The sequence below is a fragment of the Plantibacter sp. ME-Dv--P-095 genome (assembly GCF_030209365.1).
In the GTDB taxonomy this organism is placed as follows: Bacteria; Actinomycetota; Actinomycetes; order Actinomycetales; family Microbacteriaceae; genus Plantibacter.
Genome location: NZ_JARVSB010000001.1, coordinates 68,538 through 86,255 on the forward strand (window position 1 = coordinate 68,538; position 17,718 = coordinate 86,255).

20 protein-coding genes are annotated in these 17,718 nt (G+C 69.8%); 16 read left to right on the plus strand and 4 right to left on the minus strand.

All coding sequences use genetic code 11. From position 1 onward, the window contains the following. Nucleotides 1-3: 3 nt before the first annotated feature. Nucleotides 4-402 carry an arsenate-mycothiol transferase ArsC gene (locus QRN26_RS00325; RefSeq protein ID WP_285034847.1) on the plus strand — a complete coding sequence of 133 codons (399 nt, stop codon included), beginning with the start codon at nucleotides 4-6 and terminating at the stop codon, nucleotides 400-402. 16 nt (nucleotides 403-418) lie between these two features. Here the strand turns inward: QRN26_RS00325 and QRN26_RS00330 are convergent, their stop codons facing one another. Beyond that, complete coding sequence (locus tag QRN26_RS00330; RefSeq protein WP_285034848.1) at nucleotides 419-1,738, minus strand: NAD(P)-binding domain-containing protein; 1,320 nt, start codon at nucleotides 1,736-1,738, stop codon at nucleotides 419-421. An 84-nt stretch (nucleotides 1,739-1,822) separates the two neighbouring features. On the opposite strand from QRN26_RS00330, the gene QRN26_RS00335 reads away from it, so the two are divergent. Then, nucleotides 1,823-2,170 carry an ArsR/SmtB family transcription factor gene (locus QRN26_RS00335; RefSeq protein WP_285034849.1) on the plus strand — a complete coding sequence of 116 codons (348 nt, stop codon included), beginning with the start codon at nucleotides 1,823-1,825 and terminating at the stop codon, nucleotides 2,168-2,170. 89 nt (nucleotides 2,171-2,259) lie between these two features. On the opposite strand, the gene QRN26_RS00340 is transcribed toward QRN26_RS00335, so the two are convergent. After that, nucleotides 2,260-2,829 carry a hypothetical protein gene (locus QRN26_RS00340; RefSeq protein ID WP_285034850.1) on the minus strand — a complete coding sequence of 190 codons (570 nt, stop codon included), beginning with the start codon at nucleotides 2,827-2,829 and terminating at the stop codon, nucleotides 2,260-2,262. A 103-nt stretch (nucleotides 2,830-2,932) separates the two neighbouring features. On the opposite strand from QRN26_RS00340, the gene QRN26_RS00345 reads away from it, so the two are divergent. Next, nucleotides 2,933-3,508, plus strand: a complete 576-nt coding sequence (locus QRN26_RS00345; protein WP_285034851.1) for a hypothetical protein — start codon at nucleotides 2,933-2,935, stop codon at nucleotides 3,506-3,508. A gap of 49 nt (nucleotides 3,509-3,557) precedes the next feature. Here QRN26_RS00345 and QRN26_RS00350 read toward each other — a convergent pair whose 3' ends face one another. Beyond that, nucleotides 3,558-3,830 (minus strand): hypothetical protein, encoded by a 273-nt coding sequence (locus tag QRN26_RS00350; RefSeq protein ID WP_285034852.1) that lies wholly within the window; start codon nucleotides 3,828-3,830, stop codon nucleotides 3,558-3,560. A 259-nt stretch (nucleotides 3,831-4,089) separates the two neighbouring features. Between QRN26_RS00350 and QRN26_RS00355 the strand changes: the two genes are divergently transcribed. The 13 genes from QRN26_RS00355 (at nucleotide 4,090) to QRN26_RS00415 (ending at nucleotide 16,526) form a co-directional block, all read left to right on the plus strand. Continuing rightward, nucleotides 4,090-4,461 (plus strand): hypothetical protein, encoded by a 372-nt coding sequence (locus QRN26_RS00355; protein WP_285034853.1) that lies wholly within the window; start codon nucleotides 4,090-4,092, stop codon nucleotides 4,459-4,461. Nucleotides 4,462-4,471: 10 nt separating this feature from the next. Beyond that, on the plus strand, nucleotides 4,472-5,209 hold the full coding sequence (locus QRN26_RS00360) for a hypothetical protein (RefSeq protein WP_285034854.1): 738 nt from the start codon (nucleotides 4,472-4,474) through the stop codon (nucleotides 5,207-5,209). A 59-nt stretch (nucleotides 5,210-5,268) separates the two neighbouring features. Then, nucleotides 5,269-5,772, plus strand: coding sequence for a hypothetical protein (locus tag QRN26_RS00365; RefSeq protein WP_285034855.1), 504 nt, complete (start codon nucleotides 5,269-5,271; stop codon nucleotides 5,770-5,772). Further along, nucleotides 5,769-6,311 (plus strand): GNAT family N-acetyltransferase, encoded by a 543-nt coding sequence (locus QRN26_RS00370; protein WP_285034856.1) that lies wholly within the window; start codon nucleotides 5,769-5,771, stop codon nucleotides 6,309-6,311. Before QRN26_RS00365 ends, QRN26_RS00370 begins: the two co-directional genes overlap by 4 nt. Nucleotides 6,312-6,449: 138 nt before the next feature. Next, nucleotides 6,450-7,316: a putative endonuclease domain-containing protein gene (locus QRN26_RS00375; RefSeq protein ID WP_285034857.1), complete on the plus strand. Its 867-nt coding sequence runs from the start codon at nucleotides 6,450-6,452 to the stop codon at nucleotides 7,314-7,316. A gap of 111 nt (nucleotides 7,317-7,427) precedes the next feature. Then, nucleotides 7,428-8,300, plus strand: coding sequence for a MerR family transcriptional regulator (locus tag QRN26_RS00380; protein ID WP_285034858.1), 873 nt, complete (start codon nucleotides 7,428-7,430; stop codon nucleotides 8,298-8,300). A gap of 99 nt (nucleotides 8,301-8,399) precedes the next feature. Then, on the plus strand, nucleotides 8,400-9,242 hold the full coding sequence (locus QRN26_RS00385) for an NAD-dependent epimerase/dehydratase family protein (RefSeq protein WP_056006209.1): 843 nt from the start codon (nucleotides 8,400-8,402) through the stop codon (nucleotides 9,240-9,242). 357 nt (nucleotides 9,243-9,599) lie between these two features. Then, nucleotides 9,600-10,955, plus strand: a complete 1,356-nt coding sequence (locus QRN26_RS00390; RefSeq protein ID WP_162239331.1) for a cation:dicarboxylate symporter family transporter — start codon at nucleotides 9,600-9,602, stop codon at nucleotides 10,953-10,955. Then, nucleotides 10,952-11,845 carry a LysR family transcriptional regulator gene (locus QRN26_RS00395; protein ID WP_285034859.1) on the plus strand — a complete coding sequence of 298 codons (894 nt, stop codon included), beginning with the start codon at nucleotides 10,952-10,954 and terminating at the stop codon, nucleotides 11,843-11,845. The genes QRN26_RS00390 and QRN26_RS00395 overlap by 4 nt, the downstream gene beginning before the upstream one ends. Beyond that, nucleotides 11,842-13,065 carry an alkaline phosphatase family protein gene (locus QRN26_RS00400; protein WP_056006200.1) on the plus strand — a complete coding sequence of 408 codons (1,224 nt, stop codon included), beginning with the start codon at nucleotides 11,842-11,844 and terminating at the stop codon, nucleotides 13,063-13,065. The genes QRN26_RS00395 and QRN26_RS00400 overlap by 4 nt, the downstream gene beginning before the upstream one ends. 108 nt (nucleotides 13,066-13,173) lie before the next feature. After that, complete coding sequence (locus QRN26_RS00405) at nucleotides 13,174-14,139, plus strand: hypothetical protein (protein ID WP_056006197.1); 966 nt, start codon at nucleotides 13,174-13,176, stop codon at nucleotides 14,137-14,139. A gap of 51 nt (nucleotides 14,140-14,190) precedes the next feature. Beyond that, on the plus strand, nucleotides 14,191-14,985 hold the full coding sequence (locus QRN26_RS00410; RefSeq protein ID WP_235526737.1) for a response regulator transcription factor: 795 nt from the start codon (nucleotides 14,191-14,193) through the stop codon (nucleotides 14,983-14,985). After that, on the plus strand, nucleotides 14,985-16,526 hold the full coding sequence (locus QRN26_RS00415; RefSeq protein WP_056006194.1) for a sensor histidine kinase: 1,542 nt from the start codon (nucleotides 14,985-14,987) through the stop codon (nucleotides 16,524-16,526). Before QRN26_RS00410 ends, QRN26_RS00415 begins: the two co-directional genes overlap by 1 nt. Before the next feature lie 13 nt (nucleotides 16,527-16,539). Here QRN26_RS00415 and QRN26_RS00420 read toward each other — a convergent pair whose 3' ends face one another. Next, nucleotides 16,540-17,694 (minus strand): ABC transporter permease, encoded by a 1,155-nt coding sequence (locus QRN26_RS00420; protein WP_157580150.1) that lies wholly within the window; start codon nucleotides 17,692-17,694, stop codon nucleotides 16,540-16,542. Nucleotides 17,695-17,718: the final 24 nt, after the last annotated feature.

Genomic DNA, 17,718 nt, shown 5'->3' on the forward strand with positions numbered 1-17,718 from the left:
CTCATGACCACACCCAAGCCCGTCGTCCTGTTCATCTGCCAGCACAACGCCGGCCGCTCCCAACTCGGCGCAGCCCTGCTCGAACACCTCGCCGGAGACCGCTTCACCGCCACCTCAGCAGGCCTCGCCCCATCGGATGCCGTGAACCCTGCGGTCGCAGCGACCGTCGCTGAGCTCGGCCTCGACATCACCGACCGAGTGCCACGGGCCGTCACTGCCGCCGACCTGGATCAGGCCGACGTCGTGGTGCTCATGAAGCCCGGCCTGGCCCTGCCGGCCACCCCTCGCGGCGAGGTTTTGGCCTGGTCGTTCCCGAACCCCGAGGCCTGGGACGTGGAGACCGTGCGCCCGCTCCGGGAAGCTGTGGCCGAGCAGATCCGCACGGAATTGCTCACCCGGTAGATCCCGTTGCGAGCGGTCAGACGCTTGCTGGTGCGCGACCGATCTGCAGGACCTGCTCCGGCACCGCACAGCATGAACCACCCAGCGACGCGCCAGCGGCATCGAACAAGCCGGAACCGCCACACACGCCGGTTTCCGGGAGGATCAGTTCCACCCGCTCGGCCGCAGCCTGGTCACCCGCCAGGGCTGCGACGACGGAGCGCACCTGCTCGTAGCCGGTCATCGCGAGGAACGTCGGCGCACGCCCGTAGGACTTCGCACCGACGATGTAGAAGTCCGGTTCCGGCTGAGCGAGATCCTTCGCACCGGTCGCGGCGACTGACCCGCAGGAGTGCAGGTTCGGGTCGACCTCGGCCGCGATCCGCACCGGAGCCTGCAGCGTCGCGTCCAGCTCGATCCGCAACTCCGACAGGAACGACAGATCAGGCCGGAATCCTGTCAGCACGATCACCTGATCAGCGCCGGGCAGCTCGCGGCCGTCCTCCGACAGCAACACGGTCTGGTCGCCGTCACGCCTCACGCGCTCGACGCGGAAGCCCGTGACGAGGCGGATGAGGCCACCATCGACGAGTTCCTTCGCCTTCAACCCGAGCGCGCCGCGGGCGGGCAGCTCGTCAGCGTCGCCGCCACCGAAGGTGTCCCCGACCGTTCCCCGACGCAGCACCCAGGTGACCGTGGTGTCTGGGTTCCGGCGCACGATCCGAGCGAGGGCGATGACCGCGGTGACTGCCGAGTGCCCGGACCCCACGACGACGGTGTGCTTGCCCTCGAACCCGGCGCGGTTCCGGAAGTCGGGGATCCGGTAGCTGAGCGTCTCGGATGCGGCCCGTTCCCCGAGTGCCGGCAGACCGTCCGCCCCGGCCGGGTTCGGCGTCGACCAGGTGCCCGAGGCGTCGATGACCGCCCGAGCATCGAGGCGGTACTCGCCGTCTGCGGACGCCACGTGCACCGTGAACGGCTGTTCTGCGCGGCCGGCATCCACCAAACGATCACGGCCACGGCGAGACACGCCGACGACGCGTGAATCGAACCGCACCCGTTCGCCGAGGGCATCCGCGAGGGGTGCGAGGTACGAGCTGATCCATTGGGCTCCGGTCGGGTACCCCGTCGTCGGCGCGCTCCACCCGGTCGGCGTGAGCAACCGAGCGGACGCCGCGTCGACCAGCTCGGACCAACCGGAGAACAACCGCACATGACCCCATTCCGACACCGCCGCAGCGGCCGAGGAGCCGGCCTCGAGCACCATCACCGGAACGTCGCGCTCCACCAGGTGCGCTGCAGCAGCCAGACCCTGCGGGCCTGCACCGATCACGATCACGGGCAGCTCGTTCACCATCGTCAACTCCAATCGACAACCATCAATACGACGAGACTGATCGACACATCGACACATGTCAATACGATCTGTCAGAATGTGTCCATGCAGATCGAACTGCCCCTCCTGGAAGCCGACGCCGCAGCGTGCTGCACCCCTGTGACCGGCGGTGTGCTCGCGCTCGACGAAGCCGAGCGGATCGCCCACACCTTCAAAGCGCTCGCTGACCCGAACCGCGTTCGGCTGCTGTCATTTATCGCGGCGAGCGAGGGCGGCGAGGCGTGCATCTGCGACCTCACCGAACCCGTCGGGCTGACGCAGCCCACGGTGTCGCACCACATGAAGATCCTCGTCGACGCTGGTCTCGCGACCCGCGAACAGCGCGGCCGCTGGGCGTACTTCCGCGTCATCACCGACGGCCTCGAACGCGCCTCCCAGGCGATCCGTCCGTGACCGGAGCGGTGATGGTCCGACTGCTCGGCGCAGTCGAGTGACGATGCGTGGGCGACGTACCGACCGGTCGGTATCTGCCTGAGCTCGGGTCAGCGCAGCCGCCCACCCGTGAACGCACCGGACGCGGCGAGGAGCGTGTCGATCGGCGTGTCGATCGCCACCTCGCCGACCTGGAAGCCCAGCTTGGCGAGTCGTGCGAAGGCGGCCTGCGAGAGGGTGGTGGTGACGCCGGGGGACTGCGCCGTCACCCCGGGCAGGAGGTGGAAGGTGAGGATCCGCCACCGGCCGCGCGAGCGCATCGAGACGCGCTCGACCGCACCCCAGGGGAGGAAGACCTCGCCCTGCTGGATGCTGCCGCTGAGGCCTGCCGCGTCGAGGGTCATCACCGTGCGGGTCACGGACTGTGCGCCCCGCACGGTCGCCAGCTGCAGCGCGAGGAACAGCATGAACCACGAGACGACGATGAACACCAGCCCGGACAGCGCACCCAGCCCGAACCCGCTGACCGAGGCGGTGAAGGCTGCCAGCAGGACGCCGATGATCGGTATCAGACCGGCGCACACGAGCGCCATGACGAACGCGGGGCGGGTCGCCCGCTCGGTCCGCACCGGGTCGGAACCGACGACGAGCGGTGGGAAGGAGGACGGTGCACCAGTCATGAGGACAGTATGCCGCGCGTGTCGGACAGGGGTTCGGAGCCAGTCCTGCATGCTGGGAGTACCGGGACGAGCCGCCGGCTGGACGATCTGAACGGAGAACACGGTGAAGCAGGTCGGCCTGTCCACGAGGGTGCTGCTCGTCTGCGCTGCGTTCGCCGCCGTGCACCTGTTGCTCCACCTGGCGACGGGGACGTTCCTCGCGGTGTTGGCGCCGACGTCCCCGCCGTTGTACGCGCTCGGCGCGGGCATCCACGGTGTGCTCCCGTTCGTGGCGCGCCGGTACACGGGCGTCGTCGGCAGTGCGACGGTCACCGCGGGCATCGCAGGACTCCTCATCGCGGCGACCAGCCCCTCGGGCGTCGTCATCCTCGTCCCGTTCCTGCTCACCGGTACCATCATCGACCTCGTCGTCTGGAAGGTCGACCGCGGGAACCGGGGTCCGCGGTCAGTCCAGGCCAGGTACCTGCTCGCCGCGGTCATCCTCGGTGCTGCGCTGTTCGGCGTCTCGCTCGCGGTCTTCTCGCCGGAGCACCTCACAGCGCCCATCGTCCTGGGGACGCTCCTCGGACGCATCGTCGGTGAGGTCGTCGCCGCCGTGCTCTCGGGGATGATCGCCCGGGCGCTCCAGCGAGCCGGCGTCGGGACACGGTCACGTCGAGTTTCCTCGTCCCGGCGATAGGGGAGAGAGCACCGCTCCGCGGCGCTCCAGGGCTCCGCTGCTGGACGACTCAGGACGTCGGACGGACGAACCGCTCCGGTGCCGTGCGGGTACCGGCGAGGAACTCGGTCAGGCCCGCGCCGAAGTCCATCGATGAGCCCACGAAGAGCACGCTCTCGTCCGGCGCGACGTAGATCTTGCCGCCGCCGCGAACCGTGTGCACGACGCACACCCCGGCATCGTCCTCGAGCGGGATCGAACGCACTTCGGGATCCTGGGTGAGCTGCCGCATATAGCGAGTGCCCACCGCGGTGAGACGGTCGATGGTGGCGTCGGCGGTCATCGTCGGTCCTGTCGTCGGAGGGTCGCGGGAGGGCGGGGTCGGGGAACGGCCCGGTGAAGACGGCGGCGTCCCGGTGATCCCACCAGGGTAGATCGCTGCCCCGGATCCGCCAGCGGTCGACACTCCCAGCGGGTCGTGGCACTCCGCCCGGAGCGCCACGGTGATCGACGCGGATCCCGAGCCGGTCGACGCCTCTCACGTCCTGGCCGATCGGAACGTCGTCCGGCGAGGCCTCGGGTCGCCGCGTTACCCTCGGCTCATGGACGCGGACTGGATCGAGCATCGACGATCAGGCGACGGCGAACGGTTGGGCTGGATGCTGCCCGACGGCGAGGGGTTCATCGTGATCGACCTTCTGGGGCGCCGGAGAACCGGGGCGGTGGACTGGATGGAGGCCGAGGAGACCCTCGACGAGATCGGATTGAGCTATCTCGCCGAGCCTCATGAGCTCCGCCTGGACGACGGCTCGTGGTTGCGGGTCCGCATCGCAGAGGTCTCGCCGACCGGCATCCGGGTGAAGAAGGACGACTGGGGCGACATGCGCGCGACGCAGCTGTACTACGACGTGTCCTTTCCCGTGAGTGACGATCGACTTCGACCGACGCGCCAGTGCACGTCGCCCGAGGTCTGAGCGGTCACCGATGAACGAGACGAACCGTCCGCCGAGCCTCGGCCAGCGGATCGCCGCCTGGGTCGGCCTGTCGCCGGCATCTTCCACGCGGGCCGGTAGCGGAGGCACGAGGGCGACGGGTCCTCGAGTCGCTTCGACCGGATTCCCCGAGCCGGTGGGCCCGGCGCCCCGCCACAACGACCCCGAGCTGGTCATCCCGACCATCGAGGCCGAGCTGCAGCCCCTCGCCCGTGAGCTGCTCGGGGCGGGGTTCGCCGTGATCGAGGCCTGGGGGCCGGTGCAGATGGCGTGCGCGGGGTTGCTCCTCGAGCGGGACGGGACGCAGGTGCTGTTCGACGCCGAGCGCGGGATGACCTCGGCCCACCTGATCCGTGACGGGCGGAACATCTGGCTCGGTGCTGCGGTTGCGGCGTGGGCTCGGTCTTCGAACGGCGACGGCGAGCCGAACGTGCCCGGCTTCACACCCTGGTCGTTGATCTCGCTGTTCACCTGGGAGCAGCGCGAGAACCGCAAAGCCGGCGCCCAGCAGGAGACGCGGTACGGACTGGCCGTGTGCGCCTGGTTCGCCAACGCCGATCTCGGGGCGATCGATGCCGTCGAAGCCGAGCGGCGTGCACTCGACGCGTCGAGCCGATCCATCGCGAGACCGACTCCCGAGGAGACGGCCGAGGTGGTCGCCGCCCGGTACGCCGATGCCCTCGATCGGTACTTCGCGGGTCACGGCCCAGGAGCGCCGTCGGACCGCTGAGGCGGCTGAGGAAAGGCGCGCGATCATGCCGGTGTGTTCGTTGAAGGTGGAGGTGATGGATGAGGGCTGAATCGGCTTCGGGTGGCGCCAGGAACGCTCGACCGCGACCGTCCGTGTCCGGGCAGGTGGTCACCGTGCTCGTCCTCGTCATCCTGACCGGGTTCTCCGGACTGCTGGGCGCCACCGCAGTGCAGCGTCTCGTCACCGATCTCACGGCCACCCAGACCTCGGTGACGGCGCAGGTGATCGGCGAGGACACGGAACGCGTCATGGAAGGCAACAGCCGCAACCGCCACTGGGTCGAGTACCGGACGGTGAGCGTCGACTACCCGACGGCGAACGGAACGCAGCGGGCCGTCGTGCGCAGCGACGACGCGCGGGTCGGAGCGTCCGTCACAGCGTGGGTGGACGACGGGACGGATGAGGTCCGCCTGGACCAGCCGAGCCCGCCCGACCTCTGGCAGTGGATCTGGGCGGTCGTGTTCGTAGGCCTCACGATCGCCTTCGCCTGGGGGCTCGTGGTCGTCGTCCGCAACCGTCCGCGCGCTAGCATCTCGGAATGACTTCTGACGTGGACCTGGGCCGCGGAGTGGTGCTCCGCGCCGTGACGATCGACGACTCGGCCGCGCTCGCCGAGGCGTACCGCAAGAATCGCGACCATCTTGCCCCGTGGGATCCGGAACGATCCGAGGCGTTCTACACCGAGAGTGGCCAGGAGTCCGCCACCCGGCAGCTCCTGCTCGATCAGGAGGCCGGGACGGCACTGCCCCTGGTGCTCGCGGAGGCGTCGCGCATCGTCGGACGGGTCAACCTCACGGGGATCGTTCGGGGCGCCTTCCAGAGCGGGAACCTGGGGTACTGGATCGACGCCGACCACGCCGGTCACGGGCTCATGACGGCCGCCGTCGGTGTCGCCGTCGACCTGGCTCGCGATGACCTGCGGCTGCACCGGATCCAGGCGGGGACCCTGCCGCACAACGTCGCATCGCAGACGGTCCTCAAGCGATGTGGGTTCGTCGAGTTCGGGCTCGCCCCGGAGTACCTGCGTATCGCGGGCCGATGGCAGGACCATCGCCTGTTCCAACGCATCCTCACGAGGTAGCGGGCGCGGACGTCATCCGACAGGCGGCGAGGAACGCGTTCTCCGGCTGCGTCGCTGGTCGTCGAGCCGGGTCGGCACGGGCACGGGCACGGGCACCGCAGCGTCACGGGTGTCGGCGGTCCGTCATAGCTTCGGATCGTGTCGGAACGTGTGGAATCGTGGTGGGCTCGCCGCCAATGGTCGAAGGGCCTCGAGACGCCCTATCCGGTCGGCGCCTACCGCCACGCGTGGGCACCGTTCCCCGCGCTGTGGCGCCAGTACCACGCCGATCTCAACGCAGGGATCGTCCTCAGCCAGGTGCCGCCGGCGGCCGACGTCCTGCTGCAGTGGCAGTGCGACCGCGGACACCGCTTCGTCGCGACCCCGGCGGAGCAGCGCTCGCGGCCCGGGCGGGAGCGCCGCCGGAGCGCCTGGTGTCCGGAGTGCGCCGACGAGGCGAACCCGTCCAGGGTCGTCGCCCTACCGATGCGGGAATCGGTGACCGATCCGGTACCCGCAGGGGCCGGTGTCGCCCGGGAGCGTCGCGGTCGCCGTCAGGCGTCGCTGTGTGACAAGACGCCGGACCTGCCGGTGGGGGAGGCGTTCACCTCTGCGTGTGCACCGAAGCCGGCTTCCGCCGTCGAGGACCGGCTCCGCGCGGACGTCCACGAGCGTCTGGCCCTGACCACCGGCATGAACGCCGTGCGCGTCCAACGCCCGTTCTTCACGCACGTCGAGGTGTGGCCCGACCTGGTCTTCCCGGAACTCCGCATCGCGATCGAGTACGACACCATCGGCAGGCACGGTGTCGAGCACGTCGGTCGCCGCGAAGCCGTCGACCGACGGAAGGACCGCGCGCTGCGGTCCGCCGGCTGGGAGGTCGTCCGCCTCCGCACCGGGAAGCTCGAACCCCTCGGGCCGCACGACCTGCAGCTCACCTCATGGAACGGCCGGGCCCTCGACCGGCTGGTCGAGACGCTCAGAACCGTCCGGGGCCCGCTGCTGGTCGACGCGTATCTGCGCTGAAGCATGGCGGCCCGACCGGAGTGGCGCAGCGACGGATCGGGCACGGAGTTGCACCTGCCGTAGCGTCATGTGGTGCAGTGGTCATATCCCGCCCACTGAGGAAGGACCACCATGTTCTCGTCATTCACCCCGCCACGCCAGGTCACGATCGGCGGTGCCGCCGCCTTCGTCGGCACCACGCCACGAGCGATCCGTCACTACCACCAGATCGGTCTGCTCCCGGAGCCCGAGCGGGGGAGTGACGACCGCCGCCGCTACGGCTACGAGGAGATGATCCAGCTGCTGTGGATCCGCCGGATGGCCGACGCCGGTATCGCCCTCGACGACATCCGAGACGCCTTCGCGGCCGTGTCCGACACCGCCGATCAGGACGGCGACGTCACGCAGACCTTGGATCGACTGGAGGCGTCGCTCGTCGCCAAGCAGGCCGAACTCGAGCTGCAGCGCACCGCCGTCCAGCGCATGCGAGCGCAGGGCAGCCGGCTGGGCCTGCTCTCCGACCTGGTGAGCGATCGCCTCGCGGATCTGCCCGAAGGGACGCTCCGGCAGGACGACCTCGACACCCTGCTCGTGACCGAGCGGATCTTCGGCGAACTCAGCGCGTCCGTCCAGGCGTCGCGCTTCATCGCCCTGGCCACCCACCCCGAGTTGCGCGAGGAGGCCGACCGGGTCGACGCCGCCGAACAGGCGCTCGATGACACGGTCGCCGTCGACGACCCCCGCGTGGCGGAGGTGGCGGCCGAGCGGCACGCCTTCGAGACCGCCCTCAGCACGGTGATCGAGGACTCCGGCCTGGCGCAGGCGGACGACGAGCGGTTCGAGGCATGGGACGAAGCACACCCTGTCCCCGACGACGGTGCCGGCGTGACGTGCGGGACGACGAGCCTCACCGAGGCGGTGCGGATGATGCCCTACGACTTTTCCCGTGCACGCCTCCGGAGCATGGAACTGGCGCTGGAGCTCGACGTCCTCGACACGGCCTGAGGCGCAGCGCCCCGTGATCGACCATCGCGAGGCGTGAGGGGCCGGGCCGGCGTCGTCGACGCGGTCGGTCGTCCGGTGGCGGCCTGCGAGGATTGGTGCATGCGTGTACTGGTTGCCGGCGGGTCCGGCGTGCTCGGCCGAGCGGTGATTCCGAGGTTGCTCACACTGGGCCATGAGGTCAGCGCGACGTCACGATCGACCGAGAAGCTGGGCGCGCTCGAGCAGCTCGGAGCGACAGGGGTGGTTCTGGACGCCCGCGACCGCGATGCGACGGCTGCGGCCGTCCGGCGCGCAGCACCCGAAGCGATCCTGCACCTCATGACCGACCTCGGCACGGGGGACTCGGCGAGTAACGCGCTGCTTCGATCCGAGGGCACCCGGAACCTGGTCGACGCGGCACGTGCGGCGGGCGTGCGGAGGATCATCGGACAGAGCATCTCGTGGATCCACCCGCCCTCAGCACTCCCAGCGATCGAGACCGACCCGCTGGATCTGGACGCGCCCGAGCCTCGTCGCTCGACGGTCCACGCGGTGCAGGCACTCGAGGCGGCCGTCCACGACCTCCCGCAGAGCGTGGTGTTGCGCTTCGGGCAGCTGTACGGCGCAGGCACGTGGTACTCGCGAGCCGGCCGGTTCGCCGAAGCCGCTCGGTCGGGGGCGTTGCCCGCGACGGAGACCGTGACCTCCTTCGTGCACGTCGACGACGCGGCGGCGGCCGTCGTCGAGGCCCTCGGGTGGCCGACCGGCGTGTGGAACATCGTGGACGACGAACCCGCTCCCGGGACCGAATGGGCGCCCGTCTTCGCTCACGCGGTCGGGGCACCGGCGCCCACGGTCGAGCGAACGGGTGATGTCGGCCGGCCGGTGTCGAACGACCGCGCTCGAGCGCAGGGCTTCACGCTCCGCCACCCCAGCTGGCGCGCAGGCTTCGCGACGCTCTGACGAGTGGGTCGAGGATTGGCGGCCCGGCGTCGTTGGTGATCGTCGCCGGCTGAGCCGCCCCTCAGACATGCAGCCGTGCTGCCAGCCGTCATGGTGGCGATGCCCGCCGGGAGCTGAGCCGATGTCTCGGGTGGCGGGACGCGGTCCGGACGCGATTCCGGTGGGTTCGGTCCGAGCGGTCCGGGCGCTGGTACGCCCGCGGACCATCGCCTCAGCCGATGGGAGACAGCAGCGGTTCGTGGCACGTTCACCTCCCGTTCCGTCCCGAGCCGCGCCCCGTCCTCTTCGATGTCCTCCGGGCCCCGTTATCTGGGTGTCGCCCCGAACCGTTCGGGGCGTTTTCCTCTGGGGGTAGCCGTGGCTCGCCGATCGTTGTCACCGAAGCGGTCTCGATGGTTCCAGCGCCTGTACGTCTGGGTGGTCGTCGGGATGATCGCCGGCATCGTCGTCGGATTCCTCGCCCCCGACTTCGGTGCGTCGCTCGAGCCGGTCGGCGACGCCTTCATCGCGCTGATCACGATGCTGCTCGGCCCGATCATCTTCTGCATGGTCGTCGCGGGCATCGCAGCGGTCCACGACCTGCGCAAGCTCGGCGCGGTGGCGTTGCGGTCGTTGATCTACTTCGAGATCGTTACGACCATCGCCATGGTCTTCGGCCTCGTCGCCGTCAACGTCGTCCGCCCCGGCGCCGACCTCCGCGTCGACCCCGCATCGCTCGAGGTGTCCGCGGACGCCGCGGAGCGGATCGACGCGGCGAAGGGGCTGCACTGGTCCGACTACTTCACCCAGCTGATCCCGTCGAACATCGTCGAGAGTTTCGCAGCCGGTTCGATCCTGCAGATCCTCGTCTTCTCCGTGCTGTTCGGTATCGCCCTCACGGTCGTCGGCGAACCGGCGAAGATCGTCGCCCGCGGTGTCGAACGACTCGGCATGGTGCTGTTCACGATCGTCCGCTTCGTCACCTATCTCGCACCGATCGGTGTCTTCGGGGCGATGGCGTACACCGTCGGCGCCCACGGTGCCGCCGTGATCGCCGGGCTGGTCAAGCTCATCGTCACCTTCTACGGGACCTCCGCGCTGTTCATCGTGATCGTGCTCGGCGGCATCCTGCTGCTCGCCCGCCTGAACCCGCTGTACACCCTGCGGTACTTCCGCGAGGAGGTCCTCCTCGCCCTCGGGGCGTCGTCGTCCGAGGTCGCCCTGCCGGGGATCATCCGCAAGCTCGAGGCCATCGGCGTGGACAAGGGCACCGCGGGTGTCAGCGTGAGCGCCGGCTACTCCTTCAACCTCGACGGCACCTCGATCTACCTGTCGCTCACCACGGTGTTCATCGCCCAGGCGCTCGGTATCGACCTCGACCTGGGACAACAGCTGCTGCTGCTCGCCATCATGCTGCTCTCCTCCAAGGGCACGGGCGGCGTCACCGGTGGTGGCTTCGTGATGCTGAACGCGACGGTCGCATCGACCGGTCTCGTCCCCATCGCCGGCACCATGCTCGTCCTCGGGATCGACCGCTTCATGTCGGAGTGCCGAGCCGTGGTGAACTCCCTGGGCAACGCCGTCGCCGGTCTGGTGATCGCCCGCTGGCAGGGGGAGATCACGCCGGGAGCGGCCAACGCGTTCATGCGCGGGCGCGACGTGCCCGCATCCTCTGAACCGGACGAGGCGCCTGCGGTGATCGGATCCGACCTGGCCGAGCGGAGCACCCGGTGACGCTGAACCTGCAACGCCTGCAGACCTTCATCCACGTCGTCGACCTCGGAGGGGTCACGGCGGCAGCCCGGGCCATGGACGTCGCGCAGTCGTCCGTCTCCGCAGCCGTCGGTCAGCTCGAGACGGACGTCTCCGCCCAACTGATCGATCGGGGAGCACGACGCTTCCAGGTCACCGATGCGGGACGGGCCCTCGTCGACCATGGTCGCGCGCTGCTCGTGAGCGCGGACGAGGTGCTCGATGGCGTCGCCCGCGCACGTGACGCGCCCGTCGGTGGCCTGCTGCGGGCCGGCGCCACGACCACCGCTGCAGAGCACGTCCTGCCGGCGGCGTTGGCCGGCTTCCTCGCGAGCCACCCGGACGTCGATGTGGACGTCACCGTCGCGCGGACGGAGCAGATCGTCGCTCAGGTGATCGACGGTGCGCTCCCGTTCGCCCTGATCGCGGGAGTCAGCGACGACCCGAGACTCTACTGCGAGCCGATCGCGATGGAGGAGCAGGCGGTCATCATCTCGCCCGAGCATCTCCTGGCCGGCCAGCGGATCGATCCGGCGATGCTGCGCGGTACGCGTCTGCTCCTCCGCGAGCGAGGATCCGGGACCCGCGAGCATCAGTTGCAGCTCGCAGCCCGCTGGCAGATCCCCGCGGTGCAGCACAGCACCCTCACGGGCACCTCGGCGATCCTCGCGGCGGTCGCACACGGCCTCGGGATCACCTGCCTGTCCCGCTCCGTCGTCGACGTCCACCTCCGGGCCGGCGCGGTCGCCGAGGTCGAATTCCCGACCCCGGTTCCTCCGCGGGCCATCTCGCTCATCAGCCGCCCAGTCCGCACCCCGTCCCTCCTCGAGGAGCTCTTCCTCGACCACCTGAAGAAAGGCCGCTCCGCATGAGCACCGTCACCGTCAACGACCGCACCTACACGATCCCCGAACGCACCGTCGTCGTCTTCACCGTCGACGGTGGTGACCCGCGCTACTTCGACGACGCCCTCAGGCGGGACATCATGCCGCGCTTGGCGGCGATGCTCGCCGCGGGCGGCTCGTACGCGCTCGGTGCCTCCGAGATGCCGAGCCTCACCAACCCCAACAACATCTCCATCGTCACCGGCGTCTCGCCCGCGATCCACGGCATCCCGGGGAACTACTGCCGGCTCCCCGACGGCACGCTCGAGTTGCTGAACGATCCACGGTTCCTTCGCGCGCCGAGCATCCACGCGGCGTTCGAGGCCGCCGGGGTGCCCACCCTCATGGTGACCACGAAGGACAAGCTCCGCCTGCTGCTCGGCAACGGTGGTGTCCCGTCGGTCAGTGTCGAACGTGCCGCCGGCGCCGGCCTCGACGCCTACGGCATCGACGACGTCGAGCAGCTCGTCGGCGAGCCGGCACCCGGCGTGTACGAACCGCGAGCGAGCCACTACGCGATGCGCATCGGCCTGGCGGCCCTCCGGCACACCCCGGAACTGAAGCTGATCTACGTCTCGCTCACCGACCGGGTACAGCATGCGGCCGCGCCGGGGGAGGACCTCGCCGACGAGTTCTTCGTCGAGTTCGACCGACTCCTCGGCGACTACCTGGATGCCGGATGCCTGATCGCGATCACCGCCGATCACGGCATGAACAGCAAGCACGATGCCACCGGTGCAGCACGCGTCATCTACCTCGAGGACACCCTGCGCGACGCGGGCATCGCCTTCGACGAGATCGTGCTCCCGATCACCGACCCGTACACCAAGCACCACGGGGCGCTCGGCTCTTTCGCCTGGATCTACCTCCCCGACGCCGACCGCGAACGCGCCCGTCGAGCCCTGACGGCGGTCCCCGGCATCGAGGAGGTGTGGGACCGGGAGGCCTCCGCCACGATCTACGAACACCCCTTCGACCGCATCGGCGACCTCGCCGTCACCGCCGCCGCCGACACCGCGCTCGGCCGGACGGCTTCCGCCCACGACCTCACGCAGCTCCACGGTGCGCTGCGCTCGCACGGTGGTCGGTACGAGCAGCTCGTCCCGCTCATCATCAGTGGACCGGTGACCGGACCGCTCGCCGAACGCTACGCGGCGAACGTGCTGCGCAGCCGCGACATCCACGACCTCGTCCTCAACAACACCTGATCCGTCGGGCGCGTCGGCGAGGCCACCGCTGGACGGACGACCGCTCGGCGTGGCGGATGGGGAGCGGTCCCCATCCGCAGGACGGTGCAGGACCAGTAGCGTGTGGCCATGAGGAAACGCACAGCACTCGTCGGCGTGCTCGCCATCACCGTCTCGCTCACGGGATGTGCACGGGGGATCGACACGGACGACTCCGGGAGCACCGCGCTCGTCGAGGAGTTCTTCGCACACCTCGAAGCGGGTGAGGCGACGAAGGCCGCGGCGTTGACCACGATCGACTTCCCCGAGGAGTTCATCGACGACGACTTCTACCGCGCATCCGACGCCTTGCCGACCGACGCACGTATCGTCGAGACAAGGGGCTACGACTCCGGAGGATTCAGGGCGACCGTCGAGTACACCTTCGACGGTGCCGAAGCACCTGGCACGCTCGAACTCTCGGTGTCGCGGGAGGACGGCGAGCTCCGGATCACCGGCTGGCGCGGCGACACCCCGATCACGATCGGCGGCATCGAGTCCGCCGCGACCGTGACCGTGAACGACCAGCTGGAGTACCCGCTCGCCGAGGACAGCGCTGAACTGCAGCTCCTCCCCGGTGCGTACGGCGTGAGGTACGAGGATCCGACCGGCCTCACCAAGCTGCTCGGCACGGAGGACGCGTTCACCGCCTATGTCCCCGACCTCGGGGGCGACGAGGGCCGGGCCGACTTCAGCTTCTCGCCGGCGTTCACGGCGGATGTCGAACCGGGACTCGCCGCCGCGGTCGAGGGGCTGCAGGCTACATGTGCGGCCGAGCGCTTCGTCGGGCCGTCCTGCCCCACCGAGCTGACCGCTTCGCTGCCGGGACCGCTGGGGGAGGCCGTGACCGCGCAGTGGTTCCGCGAGCCGGGTCCCGTGATCACGCTGACCGATGGCGAATACCACGCGACGTCGACCTTCCGCGTCCGCTTCTCCGACGATGAGCTCCCCATCACGACGGTCTCCTACACCGGCGTGCTGACCCGGGACCCGGCCGGCGCGATCGCCTTCACCCCGGAGCCGTCGAGCAGTTCGCCGCAGACCAGCGCGCGGTAGGCTCGCGGCGCGGCGGCGTCCGGCCGTCCTTATCTGGCGCACAGGAGCACGATGCACGCTGACAGCATGTATGAGGCGTCGCCATCTCCGGACTCCGCGCGCATCCGTGTGCTCGTCGTCGACGATGAGGCGAACCTGCGTCACCTGCTCTCCGCCGTGCTCCGACAGCAGGGCTGGAACGTCTTCGTCGCGGGGACGGGTGAGGCCGCCATCGCTCAGGCGAGGGCGCACCGGCCGCACCTCGTGGTGCTCGACGTCGTCCTGCCCGATCTGGACGGACTCGCCGTGCTCGAGCGCATCCGCGAAGACCTGCCGGACACCCTCGTCCTCTTCCTCACCGCCAACAGCTCGGTGTCGGATCGGATCTCGGGCATCACGGCCGGCGGCGACGACTACGTGACGAAGCCGTTCAGCATCGACGAGGTCGTCGCCCGTCTGCGGGGCCTCGCCAGGCGAAGCCCGATGCTCAGCCAGACCGATTCCCCCGTGATGACGGTCGGCGATCTCACCCTCAACGAGGACAGCCATGCCGTCGCCCGGGGAGGGACGGACATCACGCTCACCGCGACCGAGTTCGCGCTCCTGCGGTACCTCATGGAGAACGCGAACCGGGTGCTCAGCAAACACCAGATCCTCGATCGGGTGTGGGAGTACGACTTCGGCCGTGAGTCGAACATCGTGGAGCTCTACATCTCCTACCTGCGGAAGAAGATCGATGCCGGGCGTCCGCCGATGATCCACACCCTCCGCCGCGTGGGCTACCTCCTCCAGGCGGCCAGCGAGGCGACGCCCGAGGCGACCGAGGCGCCGCCCGAGCGTTCGGACACCGTGGGTCGAGAGCGCTGATGCGACTCCGTCGGACACGACCGAAGGCGGCGAGGTTCCCCCTCCGCGTCCGCCTGGTGATGCTGGTGTGCACCCTCATCGTCGCCGTGGTCGGGGTCATCGGGGTCGTCTCGGTCTCGATCCTCCATCAGAACCTCATGACCCAGGTGGCCAACGGGGTGTTCCTGGCGACCGACAGCGCCATCGGCCGGGTGAGTGCCGAGGTCGGCTCTGCGAAGGACCTCGACACGCTCGGCGGCCCGTTCGGCCTGTTCGCCGCACCGGACGGGTACTACGTCATCGCCGACGGGGACACGGTCCTCTTCTCCGTCTACGTCGCGCCGGACTATTCGGCTCGTGACCTGACGGACGCCGAGGCCGCGGCCGTCCTCCGCCGCACGACGGGTGACGACACCACCGCGATCAGCGTCCCGGAGCTCGGGGACTTCCTCTCCTTGCGGACCAGCCTGACCCTGGCCGACGAGCCCGACCGGGAGCTGACCTTCGTCACCGGCGGCGGGCTCGACGACGTGAACGCGACCCTCCGCGCGTTCATGCTGGCGGAGGTCGTCATCGGTCTGCTCGCCGCCGCGATCGCCGCCTCCATCGGGTACCGGCTGGTCCGTCGTGAGCTCGCGCCGCTCGAGAACGTCGTCGACGTCGCCGACCGGGTCGCAGCCACACCCATGTCGTCCGGTGAGGTGAGCGGGGGCGAACGCGTCCCCCTGCGCGACGAGGACCGTGACTCAGAAGCGGGCCGCGTCGCCGGAGCCCTGAACCGGCTCCTCACCCACGTGGAAGCCTCGCTGAACGCGCGCCATGCGACCGAGGAGTCGATGCGGCGGTTCGTCGCCGAGGCGAGCCACGAATTGCGGAACCCGCTCGCAGCGATCCGCGGCTATGCCGACTTCACGATCACGACGCCCGGCCTCGATCGGGACGTCGTCGGAGCGCTCGCCCGGATCGGAGCGGAGTCGCTGCGCATGACGACGCTCGTCGAGCAGCTCCTCCTCCTCGCGAAACTCGATGCGGACCCCGAGCTGCGGATCGAGGAGATCGACCTCTCGAAGGTCGTCCTGGAGACGGTCTCGGATGCGAGGGCCGCGCGTCCTGGGCACCGGTGGCGACTGGCCCTCCCGCCGGATCCGGCGGTGGTCCTGGGCGACGAGGACGCGATCCGGCGGATCCTGCTGAACCTCATCGGCAACGCCGGCCACCACACCCCACCGGGCACCTCCGTGACCGTCTCGCTGACGACGGCCGAGGCCGCGACGATCCTGTCGGTCGAGGACGACGGCCCCGGCATCCCCGAGGAGGCGCTCCCCACCCTCTTCGAGCGGTTCACCCAGGCCAGGCCGCCGGGAGACGGCAACACCCGGGACGCCAGCACGGTCGGGCTCGGCCTGGCCATCGTCAGTGCACTCGCCGACGCGTCCGGGTTCACGGTCTCCGTGGAGAGCCGGCCCGGCCGGACCCGGTTCTCGGTCCTCGTGCCGCATCCACCTCGGGTCGTCGACCAGCGAGCGGTGGACGGATCGCTCGAGCGGCCGCCCCACGACTGAGACCGCCGGCCGGTCACACGCCGACCCGGAGGGCCTGTACCGGGTCCATCCGCGACGCTCTGACCGCGGGATAGGTCCCGAAGACGATGCCGATCCCGATCGACAGTCCGGCGGCGAGGAGGACCATCGTCGGTTCGATCACGGGCGGGATGCCGTTGATCGGGACGCGGGTGACGAGGAACGCGGCTCCGACGCCGAGAGCCCCTCCGACGATGCTCAACGTGGTGGCCTCGATCATGAACTGGCCGGCGATCGGGAGCGGACGGGCGCCGAGTGCCTTGCGGATGCCGATCTCCCTGGTCCGCTCACGGACGGTGAGGAGCATCACGTTCGTCACCCCGATCCCACCGACCAGCAGGCTGATGGCGGCGACGCCCGCGAGCATCCCGTTGAGACTCGTGGCCGAACCGCCGAGGACGGAGCGGAGCTGGTCCGGTGTGGAGAGGTCGAACGCGACGGAGCCGTGCCGGAGAGCGAGGACGGCGCGGACCTCGGCGGAAGCCTGGCCGACGGCGGCCGGGGACACGGCGCCCACCGAGAGGGCGCTCAAGGAGCCGTAGCCGGTGATGGAGGCGCGGACGCGGTCGATCGGGGCGTAGATGGTTCGGCCGGAGCCGAACATCTGCTGCGCGGCACCGCCGTCGGCGAGGACGCCGACGACACGGAGGGGTGTCGAGCCCACGAGGACGGTCTGGCCCACGGCGCTCCCGTCCGGGAACAGCGCCGACGCTGACTTCGCGTCCAACACGGTGACGTCACCACCGCCGATCGCGTCGGAGGCACTCAGTGCCCGACCCTGGGCGATGACGGCGTTCGTGATCGTGAAGTACGCGTCGGTCGTCCCGACGACGGTGATCGAGACCGAACGGCTCCCCGCGACGGCGCGTTTCTCCGCGGAGACCTGCGGGGCGACGCTCGAGATGCTCGTCGCCGCCCGGCTCGAGCGGATCGCATCCGCGTCCTCGGGTTGCAGCGAGGCGCCGGTGCCGGTGGAGGAGAAGCCGGGGGAGACGGTGATGGCCGAGGCACCGAGTGCGGCGATCTGGTCGTTGACCTGTTTCGACGCACCGTTCCCCACGGCCACGAGGGTGATGACGGAACCGACGCCGATGACGATCATGACGATCGTCAGGATCGACCTCGTTAGGTTGCCCGTGATCCCACGCATGGCCGAGCCGAACAGGTCGCCCGC